Source organism: Spirosoma horti (genome assembly GCF_054776595.1).
Genome location: NZ_BAAHBQ010000007.1, coordinates 410,228 through 428,137, shown reverse-complemented (window position 1 = coordinate 428,137; position 17,910 = coordinate 410,228). Strand labels below are relative to the sequence as shown.

The following is a 17,910-nucleotide window of genomic DNA, read 5'->3' as shown; positions in this document are numbered from 1 at the left end:
GTTTTGAGTAACCTCACCTGTCAGATGTATGCATCTGACACCACATCAGCCTTAGAAATCGCCGGTATAGAATGGGCTGAAAACGTAATAACTACTATCCCGCTTGGCCCGTTTGGGGGCCGTTTCGATGGACAACTGAAAACGGGGGAGGGGGTTGTCAGCGCGGAACCAGTCGATATAAGGGCGCTCCTTTGTGTAGAGACGGGCAACTTCCCGAACATGAATCGTCTTGACATCGGCAATCGTTGCCGGTAAGTGGTTTATTTCAATTTCTACGGCATTGGCGTAGTCTTCATACACGCTAAGGTGTTCGTTTTTAGTCCGTTCGACAAGCGCATTTTTGTTACGAAAAAAAGTCGCTTCGAGCAGTTGATTCATGTTGAAGGAGAACGATTCTCCTAATGGATATTTAGACAGGGCAGCCGCCTGTAATAGCGTAAAAAACTGCTTTCGCTTGCCATCGAATCGAACAGGTTTTGAGCTTGTTTCAATAAATATCTGATAAGGTTTCGCCTGTTTGTCGGCGTTGGCTCTATTTTCCCACTGGTGCATCACAAATAATTCTCGGACAAACTCCGGAGATAACCTGGTTAATTCGTCGACCGGAACCTCTTTCCCATCGATATTTACTGCCGACTCATATTTATAGTCATCGGGCAACACGAACTGATTTCCCTTTAGCTGTAGTATAACGGGTTTACTTTCGATGATCTGTGTGCCATACTTTTCCCGGTACAGGGCCATATGGCGATACCAGGTACCTTTATCCTCTAAGTTAGCAACCATGGCTCGTGCCGGGCTGATAGCAGGAAGGCCTTTTGACGAGAATGGTTTATTGGAAAGGCCAAACGTCTGATTACGTTCGTGTTGACAGGCCAGAATAGTGGTGCATATCAAGAGCAGCCAAACTGCATACCGCCACCAGGCCATTGGTCCGGAGGGTTGGCTATTGATCATGCCAACGCGTTGGCGCAGGGATGGGCCGCTGAAGCGATTGGTGAATGCCAGTTTTCCCGCCGACAAACTCACTTTGAGAAGATTGTATTGATATGCTCTGGCGTCAATGCCTTCGGCCAGCACGGCGCGGTCGGCACTGAATTCGAGGGTTTGGTGAAGCAAATGACGGAATAAATAAACGGCCGGATTGAACCAGAAAACGATACAGAGCACTTCTGCGAGCAGCATATCGATACTATGGCGCTCCCGTACATGGACGCGCTCGTGGCGGAGAATCTGCTCCAACTCATCAAATGAGTGCTGGTCTGGGTTCAAGACGACCCAGTTGAAAAACGAGAAGGGTGAGGTGATCGATTCAGTATGTACCAGCACAAAGTCGTTGTAGGGCTCATGCGCCGATTGACGGATGAGTTTTCTAAGCGAGGCCAACTGGACGCCAAAACGAATCAATAAAAAGAGAGTTCCGGCGATGTAGAGAACAAACAGGCCCATTTGCCACGACCAGACAACGCGTTTTTTCTGTGGTTGAAAGGCTTGAAACGTCTGTTGATTTGGAAAGGTAATCGTTACTTCTGGTTGCGAATCGGGTTGGCTAAGTACTATTTCCGGCACAATGACCTGAGCCGTTTGTTGCATGGCCGCGCGTATGGGTTGAGGTCGCCAGTCGGGCAAGTCAAGTAGAGGGAGTAGCAGGCTGCCGGCTATACCGAGCCAGAGCGCCAGCCGGTTGGCAGCGAAAAACGTTTCGCGCCGAAGCAATAAGTAAAAGGCAACGCTTACCACGGCCAGCAGGCCATTGACTAACACGACATAGCGCAAAGTTTCCATAGTGGATAACGTATCCTGGACAGACGTCCGGTTTTACAAAAAATTAAACCGGACGTCTGTCCGGGACGAAGCTGCCTATTTTTTCTCGATCATAGCCAGAATTTCCCGTAACTCATCGGCCGAAATCTTTTCGTTTTTTGCGAAGTAGCTAACCAGATTCTTGTAGGAGTTATCGAAATACTCATCAACTACTTTGGTCAGTACAAACCGATTCTGGTAAGCCTCCTTACTAATAATCGGATAGTACTCGTGGGTGTTGCCATACGCTTTATGGCCTATGTATCCTTTTTCTTCGAGGTTACGAACAATAGTCGAAACGGTGTTGTAATGCAACGGAGGGTTGGTAAACTGCGGGACCATGTCTTTCACATAGCCTTGCTCCATCTTCCAGAGCACCTGCATGACTTCTTCTTCTTTGGCGGTTAACTTTTCCATAAAACAAAGCTAAAACTATTCATCTCGTTTTCAAACTAGTTAAGTAGTTTTTTGTCGTTTGAAAAGCCAGCCGCCCCGTCGTAGCTTTGCAAACTATTTAGTGATGTATATGAAACAATTGGGATTACTGCTGTGTCTGGCCTTGTTAATGGGCAGTTGCGATACAAATGCGGTCTATAAAGAATACACGGATATCGAGGATGGAAAGTGGTATATTAAAAATGCCCCCTCATTCACATTCGAGATCACGGATGCAACACAACCCTACAATATTTATTACAATCTCAGAAACAGTCTTTCCTACGGGTATTATAATCTGTATCTAACCCGTTATCTGCGCGATGCCAACGGGAAGGAAATTGAATCCCGGCTGGACGAACTGATTCTGATGGATCCCAAAACCGGTAAGCCCAATGGTAATGGTCTTGGCGACCTCTTCGACCATAAATTTTTAATGAAGCGTAATTATCATTTTCCCAAGCCGGGCAAATACACCATGCAGCTTAAGCAATACATGCGGCAGGATCCTTTGCTGAATATTATGAGCGTGGGCATCACCGTTGAAAAGGCGGCTCCGGCTCATTAACCTGATTTTGTGCTTCTAATGGTAGTTGATCTGTTCCGGAAGAACCGGTTCTTTTTCGTTCCTTACGCTTTCGTGTTAATCTTGTTTGGCACTTGGCAGGTCGTTTACTCACAAGAGCAGCTAATGCAGTGGGTCAACAGCCGTAACAGCCCACTGGCCGACTTAATTTTTCCGTACATCACTTATGTGGGCGATGGTGCCTTTTTTATCGCTGTTTGTCTTCTGCTTCTCGTCCTGGTCAACTGGCGGATTGGGCTGATGGCGTTCGCCAGTTTTGCCTTATCATCACTCACATCGGAGTTTTTAAAGAAAATTGTCTTCGATGGATCACCCCGACCGCTTAAATATTTTGAACACTCCACCTTTCAATATCACGTAATTGAGGGCCTGGATATTCACAGCTATAACAGCTTTCCGTCGGGCCATACGACTACTGCTTTTGCCATGTTTGGGCTGCTGGCTTTTCTGGATCAGAAGAAGAGTCGGGGCTGGATATGGCTATTTTTAGGGATTTTAGCGGGGTATTCGCGGGTCTATTTATTTCAACATTTTGTTGAAGATGTTTTCGCTGGCTCGCTGGTAGGCACCCTTTCCTCGGTCATCATTTATGTGCTAATGAGCCGCTGGGCTATACAACCGAACCCTTTAAAAGGGAATTAGCTTATCTTTTTTTGATTACATTTGTTCAGGGCACTGCCGAACCATTGCCCAGGCCGTGCCGTTAACCCAGTACTACATAAATCAACGAGCTTCGAAAACTCTCTCATGAGCGACGCCATCAAACATGAGTGCGGTATTGCCCTAATTAGGCTACGCAAACCGTACCAATATTACATTGATAAGTACGGAACAGCGCTCTACGGAGCCAACAAACTCTACCTGCTCATGGAAAAGCAGGTCAATCGCGGCCAGGACGGAGCCGGGATTGCCAATATCAAACTCGATGTCCCCGCTGGTCATCGCTATATCAGCCGCTACCGATCCGTTGATCAGCGTCCTGTAACGGATATCTTCGAAAAAGTTAACAAGAAATTTCGGAAGGCGCTCAAAGGCAATAAGGACAAGGCCAAAGACGCTAAATGGCTCCAGGAAAACATTGCTTTTACGGGCGAAGTATGGATGGGCCACCTACGTTATGGTACACACGGCGCCAACGAAATCGAAAACTGTCACCCCATGCTGCGCCAAAGCAACTGGCGTAGCCGGAATCTGGTTGTGGCGGGTAACTTCAACATGACCAATGTTGACGAGTTGTTCGATAAACTCGTTTCACTGGGTCAGCATCCGAAGGATAAGGTTGACACCGTAACGGTGATGGAGAAGATTGGCCACTTCTTGGATGAAGAGAACCAACGCGTATTCGAGCGGTTCAAGGGTATTTATGAAAACCCCGATCTGTCGGATATTATTGAAGATAACCTCGATATGCAACGCGTCCTGCATCGGTCGTGCCGCGATTTTGACGGGGGCTATGCCATGGTTGGTATGACGGGCTATGGGGCCGCCTTTGTTGCCCGCGACCCGGCTGGTATTCGCCCGGCATATTACTATGCTGATGATGAAGTAGTTGTTGTGGCATCGGAAAAGCCAGCGATCAAAACAGCCTTCAACGTCGATTATAGCGCCATTCAGGAGGTAAAACCCGGACATGCCCTCATCATCGACAAATATGGTGAATACATGGAGCAGGAGTTCGTGAAGCCAATCGAAAAGAAATCATGCAGTTTTGAGCGGATTTACTTCTCACGGGCCACTGATCCCGATATTTATAACGAACGCAAAACACTGGGAAAACTGCTCATTCCGCAGATTCTCAAGGAAATAGATTACGACCTCGAAAACACCGTTTTCTCCTACATTCCAAATACGGCAGAAACGGCATTCTTCGGGATGGTCGAAGGCCTGGAAGATCACCTGGCCAAGCAGCGCAAAAAAGCCATTATGGATGGCATTCTTTTCGAGGAAGAACTGGACCGGGTACTCTCTTTTCGGCCACGTATCGAAAAGCTGGTTGCCAAGGATGTGAAACTACGGACGTTCATTACGGACGATTCCCAGCGCGATGACATGGTGTCGCACGTGTACGATACCACCTTTGAAGTTATTAAGAAAGGGAAAGACAATGTAGTCGTTGTCGACGACTCTATCGTACGGGGGACAACGCTGGAAAAGAGTATTCTTCGTATGCTGGACCGCCTGGGTCCTAAGAAAATTATTATCGTGTCGTCGGCTCCACAAATTCGTTTTCCGGATTGTTACGGCATCGATATGTCGAAATTCAAAGAGTTTATCGGATTCCGGGCTGCCCTTGAACTTCTTCGGGACAGAGGGCAGGAAGAACTGCTGGACGAAGTCTACGGGCAGTGCGTAGCCGCTATAGAAACGGGTAATGCCTCGAATCAGAATTACGTAAAGGCTCTTTTTGAACCGTTCAGCCACGAAGAGTTATCGAAGAAGGTAGCGCAGATCATCACACCCGCCGATCTCAATGCCGAGGTAGCCGTTGTGTATCAAACGGTTGAGAACCTGCACAAAGCTTGTCCTAATCACTCCGGCGACTGGTATTTTACAGGTAATTATCCAACGCCTGGTGGCAACGTTGTTGTAAATAAAGCCTTTGTGAACTTTATGGAAGGCAAATTGGTGAGAGCATATTAAGCCGTCAATACCAAAATAAAACAGGGCTTCTGAGACTAGTTTTCGGAAGCCCTGCTTTGTTTTGGTATTGACGCTATTTCTGCCAGGCCAGCGCATTCACATTGGCGCCTATTTTTTTGCCTTCTGTGAGGCCGGTTTCGTTATCCTGACGGGTGTGGATATTACCATAAAAACGAGAGTCCGCTGATTCCTGTGCTGCCTGGGTGAAGGATGTGAACGAGCGGGCTTTAAACTCGATATTACGCTGGGTGTCTTTGGCCCGGCCAACGTGCGAATCATCCGTGAAGGCAAAGTTCTCCCCATATAAAGCAGTCAGCACTGTAGCCGCCGATGACGATTGCGTAGCATGTCCCGATGGAAAACCCGGAAAAGGAGGAGCAGGCCAGAAAGCTGTCCAGCCTGGGTCAATAGCCAGTCGGATATAGGTGTAAGGCCGAATGTTGTTATAGACATACTTACAGCGCCAGCACAAGGTAAAAGCGTCAGCGATTGAAATGCCCGTACGGGCAAACGTCTCGGCTGCTTTAGCCAGCGTGGCTTTGGTTGATAGGGCCGCAATACGGGCAAGGCTATACGAGTGGCCCGGTGGTGTAAAGGTTTCCGCCGGGTTATCAGCCCACCAAACGGCAATTTCCTTTTCGGTTTGGGTTAAGTTTTTAGATTTGGTATACACGTCGAAGTACTGGGCAAACGTAGCCGACTTTGCATCGGTGGAATAGGGTAGCGGTTTCGGCATGGGTAGTTCGTCGTTAGCTTTAACAAACGTTCGATTTCTTCCCCAATAAGGTTGCATTGGTATTTTTTGACCGTTCTCGGTAGGTTGCCACAGACCAGCCCCCGTTGGTACACTATAACTTGTCGGAAAATTGCGGGAGTAGCCAGCATCGCCCCCGTCGGTTTTTGACCACTCGAACAGGGCAGCTGCAATCTTTTTTCCAAATTCAGCGGAGCGTTGATTCACGCTTTCATCCGTTTCTTTGAACATGGTTTGCAGGGCTGTTTCCAGCGAATCAATCGTCGTTTTGTTGGCCGCGCTTGTGGTTGTATACAGGCTTCGTAGCATAGCGGCCTCGGCTGCATTGGCACTCAGCGCCCAGTTGTACGTTTGTCCTGATTCAGCTTGAGGTAGAGTTGTAAGCCCCTGTAACTGCCCGACAAGTGACTTGCCCGATGGCATGCCGGGAACGACAGCTTCATACATAGCTATGCCTGCGTAGCCATAGGCTCGTGAGGCTACTGGAGGAGTGAAGCCAGCCGTCGATTTGGTTAGTTTAAGTTGTAAGGCGGCCCATTGAGTTGCTACATCGCCTGTATACTGGTCAGCTGCTTTACCACCTGGTGTGCCTACAGGGTCTGGGTCGGGTTGAACACGGCAGGCTTGCAAGAATGCAAGCAGCAGCAGGCTGGCTAACAAGCCCAGACGACTTTGGTAGGTACTTGTTGGTATAGACGAGGGTTTATGGGCTACGGTAGGGAAAGATACATTCATCATTGATTACGGTAAAAAAATCGTGTCATTTTATAGGGGGCTAAGTCTCAATAATGACGGGTAGCAAAAACGCTGCCAGAATAAATTAGTCTGATGAATGCTTCCTGAGTAACCGGGAAGCAAGCGCGAAACTTTCGCTGTACATTTGATAATCTTTTTAACCAGTACCTGATCAATGCGAATTCCTGAAGAAACAGTTGAGCGAATCCGTCAGTCAACCGACATTCTGGAGGTCATAAACGACTTTGTATCCCTAAAGAAACGAGGCAGTAACTACATTGCCTGTTGCCCGTTTCACAATGAGAAAACACCGTCCTTCAACGTAAATCCCACCCGGCAAATCTATAAATGCTTTGGGTGTGGTAAAGCAGGTGATGCGGTTCGTTTTGTCATGGACATCGAAAATATTGGCTACGGAGAAGCGTTGCGCTATCTGGCTAAAAAATATGGGGTCGAGATTGAAGAGCAGGAGCAAACGCCGGAAGATCTACTCCGCCAGAATGAACGGGAGAGCTTATTGATTGTGCTCAACTTTGCGAAGACGTTTTTCCGGGAAACCATGCAAACGACCGATGAAGGAAAGAGCATTGGCCTGAGTTATTTTCGGGAAAGAGGATTCACCAACCCCACCATCGACGCCTTTGAACTAGGGTACACACTAGACCAGTGGGACGCTCTGTTAAAAGAAGGTCAGCGCCGGGGTTATAGCCGTGATCTACTCGAAAAAGCCGGACTAGTTTTAGTCAAAGAGGGTACGGCAGGGGGCGAAAAAAAGGTGTTTGACCGGTTTCGGGGGCGGGTCATGTTTCCTATCCACAATGTATCGGGGCGAGTTATTGCGTTTGGCGCAAGGATTTTAAAAACGGATAAGAATCAGCCCGGTGGAACACCCCCCAAATACCTCAATTCGCCTGAAACGACGGTCTACCATAAAAGTCAGGTTTTATATGGAATCTTTCAGGCTAAGCAGTCCATCCGGCAAGAAGATGTCTGTTACCTGACGGAGGGATATACGGATGTGATTTCATTGCATCAGGCCGGAATTAAAAACGTAGTGGCTTCATCGGGTACATCGCTCACAACAGAGCAAATCCGGTTAATTTCTCGGTTTACCCCCAATGTTACCATTCTCTATGATGGCGATGCTGCCGGTATCAAGGCGGCTCTGCGTGGTCTGGACATGGTACTTGAAGAAGGGCTTAACCTTAGACTTTTGCTGTTGCCTGATGGAGAAGACCCCGATAGCTATGTCCATAAGGTAGGAGCCGATGCGTTTAAAACGTACATCCAGGAGCAGTCACAGGACTTTATCGACTTCAAAGCCAGTCAGTGGCTAACCGAAGCCGGTGATAATCCACTCAAGCGGGCAGAAGGAATCTCCGATGTTTGTGCCAGCATTACCAGAATACCCGATCCGCTCAAGCGTCAGACGCTCTCTCAACGCGTGGCGCAGGTGTTTCATGTTAGCGAGCAGTCGGTTATTTCGGAAATAAACCGACTGCTCCGCAAGCAACAGGATCAAACTAAAAAGGATTCTGAACGGCAGCAACGGGTTGGTGACACCACTAAAAAAACAACGTCTGGCTCTTCATCAACCCCAGCTGAACCATCTTTCGATGATATAAATTTGCTACTCGACGGGTTTGGCGCTGAACCGTTCGAGCAGGCGTCTACGCCCGATGTAATAGAACCAGACAGATTCTATAGGGATGAGCGTATAAAACCCGTTAGAACGCCTATATCTTATCAGGAGGAGGAGTGTGTCAGGTTGTTGATTAACTACGGTACACGCGAACTAGAGCCTGGTATAACGCTCTGTCAGTATGTGCTGAGTGAATTACACGAGATAGACTTTCAGACGTCACCCTATGACGTAATTCTAGCCTTGTTCAGGGAAGCCTACAGCCGGGGTGATATCCTGACAGCTGATGATTTTTTAAATCGCCGTGCCGATACCCCTGAGCGGCCCGACAATGCCGCACTTCAGAGCCAAGCGATTCACTTGACCACGCCCCGGTATGAGATTAGTGGTGGCTGGCTAAAGCATGAGATTCTTGTGCCTTCGGAGGAGGAGATCGGGATTCTGGCAGATTCGGCTTATCGTAATATTTTGCGGATCAAAAAGATGCTGGCCGAACAGCGTATGGCAACCCTACAGCAACTTCTTCGTGAAGCAAGTAACAAACCGGCTGAAGAGGCTGACCAACTGTTGGCTGAGTTTATGCACTTTAAGCGAATCGACATCGAAATTTCAAGCCTTCTAGGCACGGTGATTTCTGGATAAGTGCCCAAAAGTGCATAAAAAAAGCCCTGGCAAATGCCGGGGCTAACCTTTATAGGAGGGGAGGGTGAACACTAAGCTTGAGCGACGTGTGTGACGCTGATCAATTCGACATCGATTTGTCGATTCAACTCATCCAACAAATTAGCATGTGAATAGAGTTGACCGGGTTTAGATAGTTGAGCTGGTTGACCTGTCTTCTGGCTCGACATATCTAGCAGTAAGGTCATCAATACATCGCCCATATGTTGGCGCAATGCGACAAGCCGATTTAAGCGAGCCCGGTTAGCGCTAGGCTTCCGATGGGCTACTGATTGTAACGTATTGATCAGGCGATCCAATTTAGCAAAGCGATAATGAAAAGCTTCCGTTGCCTGCGCCCATGCTAAAATGACTTTTTGGATCTCCTCTTCTGAGGCTTCATAGCCAAACGATATTGCTGATTCTTCCTGATTCATCATCCGATGGTCAAATATGTGTTGTGCAATTGGATGATCAAAAATAGGCTCCTATTTAGGCTGAAAGCAAGCTGTTTTGCGTGAAATCACCATTTTTCCGGACGAAATCACCCAAATAGTTTTGACTAAATAGTTGATTTCGTCCGGAAAATGGGTGATTTCATTCATGTGGTATTGCCGAATGGCCTTTATCCTTGTTACCTTGTTCCACCTATAGATGTAAATGATCATGAATCAAGTAGACAGTCGTGAAGAACTCACAAAGAAGTTCGCGATTCGGCGCCGGGACTTTTCAATCCTCGTTGCCCAATCTGAGTTGTTTAACTGCGAAGTTTTGAGTCAGCTATTGAAAGAGCAGGGCTATAATGTTGTAGGCCGAGCGGTTGAAATGGAAGACACATTACAACAGATCAGAGTGAAGCGCCCACAGTGCGTAATTCTGGAAGCAGAAATTTCAGGCCAGCAGAGCTTTGGGATTGTTGAGCAGATGCAACAGTCGAACCAGCAGACAAAGTTTATCCTGTATACCCGAAATTCTGATTTGAGAATGGTTGCCAATGCCATGCAGATTGGCTTCTTTGGGTTTCTGTATGCTACTGATGGTCTGGATGAGTTGTACCGTTGCTTTCAGACGGTTAGCAATGGGGGCTGTTATTACAGCAATGGCTTTATGAACTTACTGAAAGGATATGGCGTAGACGTTATCTCTGACTCCACCCGTGCAGAACTCAGTCGCCTGACCCAGCGTGAACGGGAAGTATTACGGATGATTGCAAATGGGCACACGGCCACGGATATTGCTGATAAACTGAATATTAGCTACCGGACGGCTGTAAATCACAAAGCGCACATAGCGAAAAAGCTCCAGTTGAATAGTTGCCGTCAGTTACCTAAATATGGTATTGCGGTTAAAAATTACTTGTAAATGCCCTTAGGTAGCCAACATAAATGAGTCGGACGTAGCAAACGGTCCCTGACCGCTCTGAAGCCATTCCCTGAATTCCTGCATTCGTGCGCGGGGAACGATAATGTCGTGGCCTTCAGGTGTGTTTACGCGGACAATATATTTTCCATTTTCCCAATAGGCATAATTTAAAACAGCCTGTCGGTTAACAATGTAGTCTCGTTTTATCCGAAAGAACTGGGTAGGGTCTAATTCGGCCTCCAGTTCGTTCAGCGTTTTACTGATCATATATCGCCCTTTGGCTAACTCTGCGTAGTAAAACCGCTCTTCAATCGTAAAATAATAGACGTCATTCACCGGGAAATCAAGTTCTCCGAGCAAGTTCTTACCCTTCAGGTAAGAAAGAAATGGCGAGGGAAGAATGGGTTTTGGCAGAAAAGTCGCGGATAGGGCTAAGGCTTCCTGAGCGGCTTTGGCGGCTTCTGCCTCGGCAGTCTCCTGGGCTTCCCGGCGTTGCTGTAAAAAGTCCTGGAGAAGGGAAATGTTAAGAGCTGTGTAACCAATCAAAAGTACTGGAAAAAAATATTTGAAATATACATTCCATGTATATGTATCGACCAGGTACGCTTTCCAGTAACTGCTGAAGGAATAAGTAGGGTACTGTTCTAATAAAAAACGAATAGTTTGTGTAACCGGATCAAACAGCCAAAAGGCTATTGCTAAAACTGGTAGGAAACGTAGCTCATAGCGACCTATTTCTTTCCATGTGTTTTCGACGCTTTCCATCTTAAACCACTTATGGAAACGATTGACAAGCGATATGGTAATAAACAGGGTGAATAATTCCGGAATCAAAAATACGCGTAGGAATAAGCCTATATAATGGAAATAACCGCCAGCTCTTTCCACCTTATTGGCTTTTATATCGTAACCGATAGACCAGGAAATAGCCTCAATAAGTACAATGATACCGAACAGTATGATAACACTGTTGACCGGTTTTCTCAGGAAGCCCCGTGTGAGTCGAATTTCCTTCATGCTGTCCCCTTATTCAAATCTCATACTAATATACTAGTAATATTTAACTAATTCCAAGTACGCATAGTGACTTTTTGTTCATTGATGACCCTTGCTTCAGCCAGTAGCTTTGTATCAACAAAAAGGCGCTGTTTAGGCGCTGATCAAACAAAGCAACTTCTAACAATCATTTAAACAATAGGTCATCATGAAAAATCAATTCAGTATCAAACCAGCTCAAGTTGTTAAAGCAATCTCGAAATCAGTGGCCAAGTCAGAATCAGCCAACGTATTGAAGTTCCTGGCAGACGGTGCTTGCTGCAGCAGTTTCGATTTGTCGAAAATGGTAGCCGTCCGCTAATTTATACATACCATACTCTGTAAAGCAATTTCTAACAATCATTCGAAAATAGATCATCATGAAAAATCAATTCAGTATCAAACCAGCTCAAGTTGTTAAAGCAATCTCGAAATCAGTAGCCAAGTCAGAATCAGCCAACGTATTGAAGTTCCTGGCAGATGGTGCTTGCTGCAGCAGTTTCGATCTGTCGAAAATGGTAGCCGTTCGCTAATTTATATACACGCCATGCTAACTGCAAAGCAACTTTATAAGCAAGAGCTGGAGAACTGCCGTAAACACTTTGAGCAGGTAGACCTCGAAAAAGAACAGGGCTACCTGATGAAGTTCACAACGTTCTCAGCTACCGTTGGGAATCTCCTGCCCGAAATACCCCGCGACAGTCATGCAACAATGTTCAGTCAATTATTGTTGCAACAGGTTTTGACCAACTTTGATCAGCAATGTTTATCCGCTGGCGATCTGGTAAAACAGCGCGGGGCACATAAAATGCTGAAGAAGGAAGCTGGCCCCCGCATTTATTGTACGTATCACCTCGGTTCCTACCGTCTACTGACCAGTGTGCTCTTCCGGCAGGGTGTAGATTGTGTACTATTGGTGGGTAGTAATATGAATCGGTCCCAGGGCGATGGCATGGCAGAACACATTGAAGGATTACGACAAAAACACGGGCTAACCAACGTTTTTCGCGTAGTTGAAACAGGAAGCCCCTCGGCCGGACTGACGGTTCTGCGGGAATTAAAAGCCGGACGATCGTTGATCGTTTATGTAGATGGCAGCCCCGAAACGGCGCCTGAAGCAGGTGACGAATCACAGTTTCTGTCTGTGCGATTTGGTAATCGACGCGTTAAAACGCGCAAAGGGGTTGGTTATCTTTCTCATGCAACGGGCATCCCTATTGTACCCGTCGTGAGTTACCGCCAGCCCGATATGACCAACGTGTTACATTGCCTGAAGCCAATTCGACCAATTGTGCAAAGTGATCGGGAAATCTATTGTCAGGAAGCCATGCAGCAACTTTATGATGCCTTCTGGCCATTCCTGAATCAATACCCGGAACAGTGGGAAGGGTGGAATTATATACATTCATTCCTAGAGCCTGAAAGGCCTAAAAACGGGCTTACTCGACGGGGAGGCATTCGGCCTGCCTTTAATGAAGAGCGATATTCACTGTGTGATCTTCAACAGGCACCGATCCTTTTTGATCGACAGCTCTACCAAACGTATGAGATAACTGAAGACTTGCGTGATTTACTACTCAACCTAAACGGAGTTGAGTCGGTAGAAGAAGTTGTTGGGGAGGAAGTTTTCGGAGAATTACTGGAAATGGAAGTGCTTCACTAATCAACGTTCTGGTTTGACATAAACAAGGCCCGAATCTACTACTAGGTTCGGGCCTTATTTGTATGAAAAGCGTAGTAAAATTTTACTACGTTCTACGCATTGGTACCAACTTCAATTTCCTCTCCTGACTTGTTGAAAAATTTGAAATTCACCATACCAAGCGACGTGTCCTTAACCAGTTTGACCCATACTTTATATTTCATATACCACTGAACCTGCTTCGAATAGACTCCTTTTGTATAGTAAGCATACAGAAAGGGATTCATTGAGATTGAAATACCACGCTCATTTTGCTTGGTAAGTATGTAATCAAGGTTGTTTTCAATCACGTCGGTTACTAGAACACTGGCTTGAATGGTACCTGTGCCACCACAAGTTGGGCAAACTTCCCGAGTAACAATATTCATCTCAGGCCTAACACGCTGGCGTGTTATCTGCATGAGGCCAAACTTTGTTAAGGGGAGGATCGTAAACTTGGATCGCTCGGGTTTCATCTCATCGCGCATGATGTCTTGCAGAAGTTTTTTATTCTCTGCTTTCTTCATATCGATGAAATCGATAACGATGATACCACCCATATCGCGCAATCGAAGCTGACGCGCGATCTCTTTAGCGGCTTCGCGGTTTACGCTTACGGCTGTTGCTTCCTGATCTTCCTCGGAGTTTGATTTATTGCCGCTGTTAACGTCGATAACGTGCAACGCTTCGGTATGCTCAATAATCAAATACCCACCGCCCGGTAAACTAACGGATCGTCCAAATAACGATTTTAGCTGTTTTTCAAGCCCGAGGGCTTCAAAAACCTTCGTTTTGCCCGTGTGAAGCTTAACTATTTTCTCCTTATCGGGGGCAATCGTGTGAATGTAATCTCTGATTTCGTCAAATGACTCGCGCGTATCCACAGTAATACTCTCAAACGATTCGTTGAGCATATCCCGTAAAATAGACGAAGCACGATTCATTTCGCCCAGGATTCTATCGCGGGGCTTGGCATCGGCAAGGGATTTAATAGCCTGGTCCCACTTGGCCAGTGAGTTTTGCAGGTCCCGGTCGAGTTCTTCAACGTCTTTATCCTGGGCGACTGTCCGGACAATAACGCCAAAGTTTTTAGGTTTAAGCGACGACATCAGCCGCATCAACCGCGACCGCTCGGCACGGTCGGTAATTTTTTTAGATAGGTTTACCCCGTCTGAAAAGGGTACCAGAACCAAATAGCGTCCGGCAATAGAAATGTCGCAGGAAAGGCGTGGACCTTTGGTTGAGATAGGCTCTTTAACTATCTGAACCAGAATGGGCGCGTTTTTCGTCAGCACCTTATCGATTTTCCCAATTTTTTCGATAACCGGCTCCAACTGGTTAGGGTTGAGCCGTCCGGTAGTGACGCGCTTGGCAATTACATCTTTGACCAGCTTGTTGAGCGAATTGATATTCGGCCCCAAGTCCTGATAGTGCAAAAAACCATCTTTTTCGTGACCAACGTCAACAAAAGCTGCGTTAAGGCCCGATGAAAGTTTTTTGACTGTTCCTAAGTATAGATCGCCAACGGTGAAGCTGCTGTCTAACTCTTCTTCGTGATACTCCAGCAATCTCTTGTTTTGCAAGAGCGCAATCCGATCACCTTTCTGAGTCGAACTGATAACTAATTCATTACTCACAAGATGAATGTACGGTTAGAATGGCTGTATAAAAAGAAAGAAGCCACGTTCGGGCTTTGCAGACCGGCCGAGGCTCCCACAAAATGAGTCTGTAGTTCACGGTTTATCGCGTACATGCTATTGAACGAGTCAATATTAGCAAATAACGAACCATGAACTACAAACTATTTTTTCTTATGCCGATTTTTTCTTAGCCGTTTCTTCCGCTTGTGAGTGGCAATCTTGTGCCGTTTCCGTTTCTTACCGCAAGGCATAGTTAAACAGTGTTTAATGGTTGAAAATAGTATCGGCCGCCCACCCGGACGGCTTAAAAAAGTTGTATAGCGTTAAAGGGATGAGGTTAGCAGATCGTGAACAGTCAAGAGCTTTTCACCTTCATTCCTTTTCGACTCTATAACTCAATGAGATAGCCGCTCTTCGTACTCGCGTACAGCGGCCAGAATCTGCGGGTCTTTCTCCTGCTCTTTTACCTGAGCGAGCACTTTTTTGGCTTCGGCTTTCTGACCGGCTTCGGCTAAACTGATACCCAGATAAAACTGCGCTTTCCGGCTCGTTGGGTTATTCACCAAAATTTGCCGGAATCGCTCAATCGCCCGTTCATATTGGTTCGATCGCATGGATAACAAACCTAAATTAAACAGGGCTAATTCATTTGTTGGTTCCTGCTTCAATATCTCACGTAGCAGCATAATTCCCTGCATTGGCGTATCGGTATTTACATAGGTCATGGCCATATTAGCCTTTGCCGACAGCAGGTTCGGGTTTTTAGCCAGCGCCTGTTGATAGAACTGTCGGGTTTTTTGACCCAGCATGGCTGTTTTCTTGTCGTCTACGGCAAATGTATACGCTTCGAAATACTCATCGCCAGCCCGTACCAGCGTGCGCTCATTGGGCTGGGCCAAGGCAACCAGTTCCGCATAATGAGCTGCGCTGTCATAACGAGTGGCTTCACGGAACGCGTTAATTAGCTTCAGGCCAACAGCCTCTTTCTGGGCCGGGCTTGCCGCAGCAAACGCGGTTTCCAGTGTTTCCAGCTGCTTCCGTTGTGCTGGCGATACAGGCTTCTCGTGGATTGCCGACGCGTCGGCGCCATTTTTGGACGATTGTACGTTGAGTGAATCCGTTCCTCCCTGAACAGTAGTGGGCGCTTGCATTGCATGACCTCCAGAGGTTGCTGTAGCAATCTGTTTCTCTTCATTGCGTACGACCACTTTCGGGCGGGTATATAACCCAACCGTCAGGGCGGCAGCCAGTAGGATAACAAATAATACAGATTTGTTCATAGAAGATTCGTGTTACAAGGCAAGCGCCCGGGCCTGTTCAAGTCAGGTTACTTGTCTTACTCCGCCGTTACTTTGGCTTTGTCGCTGGTTTTCACCTGCTCAACAAATACTTTGGCGGGTTTAAAGCTAGGAATGAAATGCTCATCAATTACCATGGCGGTATTCTTCGAGATATTCCGGGCTACTTTCTTGGCTCTTTTCTTATTGATGAAGCTGCCGAACCCTCTCACATAAATGTTCTCTCCCTCGGCCAGCGAGTCCTTAACTACTGAAAAGAAAGTTTCCAGCGTGTTTGTCACTTCTGCCTTGTCAATTCCGGTCTTATCGGAGATCTCGGCAATTACATCTGCTTTCGTCACGACTTCTTAAACTTTAACGTTTACTGTATTGTTGAAAATTGGGGTCTCAAAAATGGGAGCACAAAGGTAGGGGTTTCCCATAAATTATAAAACCCTGTACTCCCGTTTTTCTAAGTAACGACTTAATTTTTTGTTTTATTTTGAATTGGCAATCAGACTCTAACGGTATTCAAATCACATTTGCACCCATACTGGAACAGTGGTATGCCGTGCATAAACGAGACCTTCCATGGCGTCATACCGTTGATCCCTATCGCATTTGGCTGTCGGAAATAATTCTCCAGCAAACCCGCGTAGCGCAGGGGAAACCGTATTATGAGCGCTTTGTCGAAGCCTATCCAACCGTGGTCGACATGGCCCGTGCCGACGAGCGGGAATTACTCCGCCTTTGGCAGGGGCTTGGCTATTATTCCCGCGCTCGAAATCTGCACCAGACTGCTCGTTATGTAACTGATAAACTAGATGGTAAGTTTCCGGAAACTTACCACGAGCTCTTGAAAATGAAGGGTATAGGCACCTATACTGCAGCCGCTATAGCTTCATTTGCTTTTGGCGAGCGTGTGCCTGTGGTTGATGGCAACGTGTATCGGGTACTGGCACGTGTGTTCGGGGTTACTGAAGACATTACTACCACAATGGCCAAGAAAACGTTCGCCAGCCTGGCTATGCAACTGATTCAATCGGCCCATGATCCAGCTACCTACAATCAGGCGATTATGGAGTTTGGGGCCATTCATTGTACGCCTGTTGCTCCCGATTGCCTTCTGTGTCCGGTTCAGCAACAATGTATCGCTTTCCTGACCGGGCGTCAGCACCTGCTGCCTGTTAAATCGAAAAAAGCACCCGTGCGTGAGCGGTTCTTTAACTACTTTGTATTCAGACACAATGGCCGCCTGGCTCTCCGGGAGCGGACTGACCGCGATATCTGGCAAAATCTATATGATTTTCACCTGCAGGAAACCGATGAGCCGAAAACTGCGTTGCGAGACATACCATTAGCTGACTTGGTTGGCCAGCTCGTTCGAGAGGGCGTCCTGGTTGCTCCGCCAATTGAATCGGTACAATTATTGTCCCATCAACGAATACGGGCTAAATTTTACTTGATCGACGTACCGGATGCGTTGGTTACTAGCTTGCCGATTGACTTACAATGGTATTTGCCGACAGAAATAAGTAAACTACCCAAGCCTGTTTTGGTTACAAATTATTTGGATCAGCAGTTTGGATAAGTCGGTACAATTCAGTATCTTTAATCATCTAAACACTACCTATTTTTAAGAAGTAACCAACAAAACAAA

Annotated in this window: 17 protein-coding genes; 9 read left to right on the top strand and 8 right to left on the bottom strand. The window is 46.8% G+C overall.

Annotated elements, in window-relative coordinates; translation table 11 throughout:
* Window positions 1-51: 51 nt before the first annotated feature.
* Window positions 52-1,785, bottom strand: a complete 1,734-nt coding sequence (locus ACYVAM_RS23295; protein WP_461071541.1) for a M56 family metallopeptidase — start codon at window positions 1,783-1,785, stop codon at window positions 52-54.
* Window positions 1,786-1,860: 75 nt separating this feature from the next.
* Window positions 1,861-2,220: a BlaI/MecI/CopY family transcriptional regulator gene (locus tag ACYVAM_RS23290; protein WP_461071539.1), complete on the bottom strand. Its 360-nt coding sequence runs from the start codon at window positions 2,218-2,220 to the stop codon at window positions 1,861-1,863.
* 109 nt (window positions 2,221-2,329) lie between these two features.
* On the opposite strand from ACYVAM_RS23290, the gene ACYVAM_RS23285 reads away from it, so the two are divergent.
* The 3 genes from ACYVAM_RS23285 (at window position 2,330) to ACYVAM_RS23275 (ending at window position 5,464) form a co-directional block, all read left to right on the top strand.
* Window positions 2,330-2,806, top strand: a complete 477-nt coding sequence (locus ACYVAM_RS23285; protein WP_461071537.1) for a gliding motility lipoprotein GldH — start codon at window positions 2,330-2,332, stop codon at window positions 2,804-2,806.
* A gap of 18 nt (window positions 2,807-2,824) precedes the next feature.
* Window positions 2,825-3,466, top strand: coding sequence for a phosphatase PAP2 family protein (locus ACYVAM_RS23280; protein WP_461071535.1), 642 nt, complete (start codon window positions 2,825-2,827; stop codon window positions 3,464-3,466).
* Window positions 3,467-3,571: 105 nt separating this feature from the next.
* Window positions 3,572-5,464: an amidophosphoribosyltransferase gene (locus ACYVAM_RS23275; RefSeq protein ID WP_461071533.1), complete on the top strand. Its 1,893-nt coding sequence runs from the start codon at window positions 3,572-3,574 to the stop codon at window positions 5,462-5,464.
* Window positions 5,465-5,537: 73 nt separating this feature from the next.
* Here ACYVAM_RS23275 and ACYVAM_RS23270 read toward each other — a convergent pair whose 3' ends face one another.
* Complete coding sequence (locus ACYVAM_RS23270; RefSeq protein ID WP_461071531.1) at window positions 5,538-6,956, bottom strand: vanadium-dependent haloperoxidase; 1,419 nt, start codon at window positions 6,954-6,956, stop codon at window positions 5,538-5,540.
* Between the two features lie 172 nt (window positions 6,957-7,128).
* Here ACYVAM_RS23270 and dnaG point away from each other — a divergent pair, with 172 nt between their 5' ends.
* A complete protein-coding gene (dnaG, locus tag ACYVAM_RS23265; protein ID WP_461071529.1) occupies window positions 7,129-9,237 on the top strand; it encodes a DNA primase in 2,109 nt (702 codons plus the stop codon).
* Window positions 9,238-9,308: 71 nt separating this feature from the next.
* On the opposite strand, the gene ACYVAM_RS23260 is transcribed toward dnaG, so the two are convergent.
* On the bottom strand, window positions 9,309-9,695 hold the full coding sequence (locus tag ACYVAM_RS23260; RefSeq protein WP_461071528.1) for a hypothetical protein: 387 nt from the start codon (window positions 9,693-9,695) through the stop codon (window positions 9,309-9,311).
* Window positions 9,696-9,921: 226 nt separating this feature from the next.
* Here ACYVAM_RS23260 and ACYVAM_RS23255 point away from each other — a divergent pair, with 226 nt between their 5' ends.
* The gene (locus ACYVAM_RS23255; protein ID WP_046580019.1) at window positions 9,922-10,617 is read left to right on the top strand and encodes a LuxR C-terminal-related transcriptional regulator; all 696 of its coding nucleotides are present in this window, start codon (window positions 9,922-9,924) and stop codon (window positions 10,615-10,617) included.
* A gap of 6 nt (window positions 10,618-10,623) precedes the next feature.
* Here ACYVAM_RS23255 and ACYVAM_RS23250 read toward each other — a convergent pair whose 3' ends face one another.
* Window positions 10,624-11,634: a LytTR family DNA-binding domain-containing protein gene (locus tag ACYVAM_RS23250; RefSeq protein WP_461071526.1), complete on the bottom strand. Its 1,011-nt coding sequence runs from the start codon at window positions 11,632-11,634 to the stop codon at window positions 10,624-10,626.
* A 187-nt stretch (window positions 11,635-11,821) separates the two neighbouring features.
* Between ACYVAM_RS23250 and ACYVAM_RS23245 the strand changes: the two genes are divergently transcribed.
* From ACYVAM_RS23245 to ACYVAM_RS23235, 3 genes are read left to right on the top strand one after another with little or no spacing between them, the layout of a single operon-like run.
* A complete protein-coding gene (locus tag ACYVAM_RS23245; RefSeq protein ID WP_461071524.1) occupies window positions 11,822-11,974 on the top strand; it encodes a hypothetical protein in 153 nt (50 codons plus the stop codon).
* Between the two features lie 58 nt (window positions 11,975-12,032).
* Window positions 12,033-12,185 (top strand): hypothetical protein, encoded by a 153-nt coding sequence (locus tag ACYVAM_RS23240; protein WP_461071524.1) that lies wholly within the window; start codon window positions 12,033-12,035, stop codon window positions 12,183-12,185.
* Between the two features lie 14 nt (window positions 12,186-12,199).
* Window positions 12,200-13,315: a lysophospholipid acyltransferase family protein gene (locus tag ACYVAM_RS23235; protein ID WP_461071522.1), complete on the top strand. Its 1,116-nt coding sequence runs from the start codon at window positions 12,200-12,202 to the stop codon at window positions 13,313-13,315.
* Between the two features lie 92 nt (window positions 13,316-13,407).
* Here the strand turns inward: ACYVAM_RS23235 and ACYVAM_RS23230 are convergent, their stop codons facing one another.
* The 3 genes from ACYVAM_RS23230 to ACYVAM_RS23220 form a co-directional block, all read right to left on the bottom strand.
* The gene (locus tag ACYVAM_RS23230) at window positions 13,408-14,970 is read right to left on the bottom strand and encodes an Rne/Rng family ribonuclease (RefSeq protein WP_461071520.1); all 1,563 of its coding nucleotides are present in this window, start codon (window positions 14,968-14,970) and stop codon (window positions 13,408-13,410) included.
* A 398-nt stretch (window positions 14,971-15,368) separates the two neighbouring features.
* Window positions 15,369-16,253 (bottom strand): tetratricopeptide repeat protein, encoded by an 885-nt coding sequence (locus ACYVAM_RS23225; RefSeq protein WP_461071518.1) that lies wholly within the window; start codon window positions 16,251-16,253, stop codon window positions 15,369-15,371.
* A gap of 56 nt (window positions 16,254-16,309) precedes the next feature.
* Window positions 16,310-16,612 carry an HU family DNA-binding protein gene (locus ACYVAM_RS23220; RefSeq protein WP_046577075.1) on the bottom strand — a complete coding sequence of 101 codons (303 nt, stop codon included), beginning with the start codon at window positions 16,610-16,612 and terminating at the stop codon, window positions 16,310-16,312.
* A 140-nt stretch (window positions 16,613-16,752) separates the two neighbouring features.
* Between ACYVAM_RS23220 and mutY the strand changes: the two genes are divergently transcribed.
* Window positions 16,753-17,841, top strand: coding sequence for an A/G-specific adenine glycosylase (gene mutY / locus ACYVAM_RS23215; protein ID WP_461071516.1), 1,089 nt, complete (start codon window positions 16,753-16,755; stop codon window positions 17,839-17,841).
* Window positions 17,842-17,910 lie beyond the last annotated feature (69 nt).

Coding starts and splice junctions, on each gene's coding strand:
- ACYVAM_RS23295 (WP_461071541.1), bottom strand. CDS start 1,785: ATGGAAACTTTGCGCTATGTCGTGTTAGTCAATGGCCTGCTGGCCGTG.
- ACYVAM_RS23290 (WP_461071539.1), bottom strand. CDS start 2,220: ATGGAAAAGTTAACCGCCAAAGAAGAAGAAGTCATGCAGGTGCTCTGG.
- ACYVAM_RS23285 (WP_461071537.1), top strand. CDS start 2,330: ATGAAACAATTGGGATTACTGCTGTGTCTGGCCTTGTTAATGGGCAGT.
- ACYVAM_RS23280 (WP_461071535.1), top strand. CDS start 2,825: ATGGTAGTTGATCTGTTCCGGAAGAACCGGTTCTTTTTCGTTCCTTAC.
- ACYVAM_RS23275 (WP_461071533.1), top strand. CDS start 3,572: ATGAGCGACGCCATCAAACATGAGTGCGGTATTGCCCTAATTAGGCTA.
- ACYVAM_RS23270 (WP_461071531.1), bottom strand. CDS start 6,956: ATGATGAATGTATCTTTCCCTACCGTAGCCCATAAACCCTCGTCTATA.
- dnaG (WP_461071529.1), top strand. CDS start 7,129: ATGCGAATTCCTGAAGAAACAGTTGAGCGAATCCGTCAGTCAACCGAC.
- ACYVAM_RS23260 (WP_461071528.1), bottom strand. CDS start 9,695: ATGATGAATCAGGAAGAATCAGCAATATCGTTTGGCTATGAAGCCTCA.
- ACYVAM_RS23255 (WP_046580019.1), top strand. CDS start 9,922: ATGAATCAAGTAGACAGTCGTGAAGAACTCACAAAGAAGTTCGCGATT.
- ACYVAM_RS23250 (WP_461071526.1), bottom strand. CDS start 11,634: ATGAAGGAAATTCGACTCACACGGGGCTTCCTGAGAAAACCGGTCAAC.
- ACYVAM_RS23245 (WP_461071524.1), top strand. CDS start 11,822: ATGAAAAATCAATTCAGTATCAAACCAGCTCAAGTTGTTAAAGCAATC.
- ACYVAM_RS23240 (WP_461071524.1), top strand. CDS start 12,033: ATGAAAAATCAATTCAGTATCAAACCAGCTCAAGTTGTTAAAGCAATC.
- ACYVAM_RS23235 (WP_461071522.1), top strand. CDS start 12,200: ATGCTAACTGCAAAGCAACTTTATAAGCAAGAGCTGGAGAACTGCCGT.
- ACYVAM_RS23225 (WP_461071518.1), bottom strand. CDS start 16,253: ATGAACAAATCTGTATTATTTGTTATCCTACTGGCTGCCGCCCTGACG.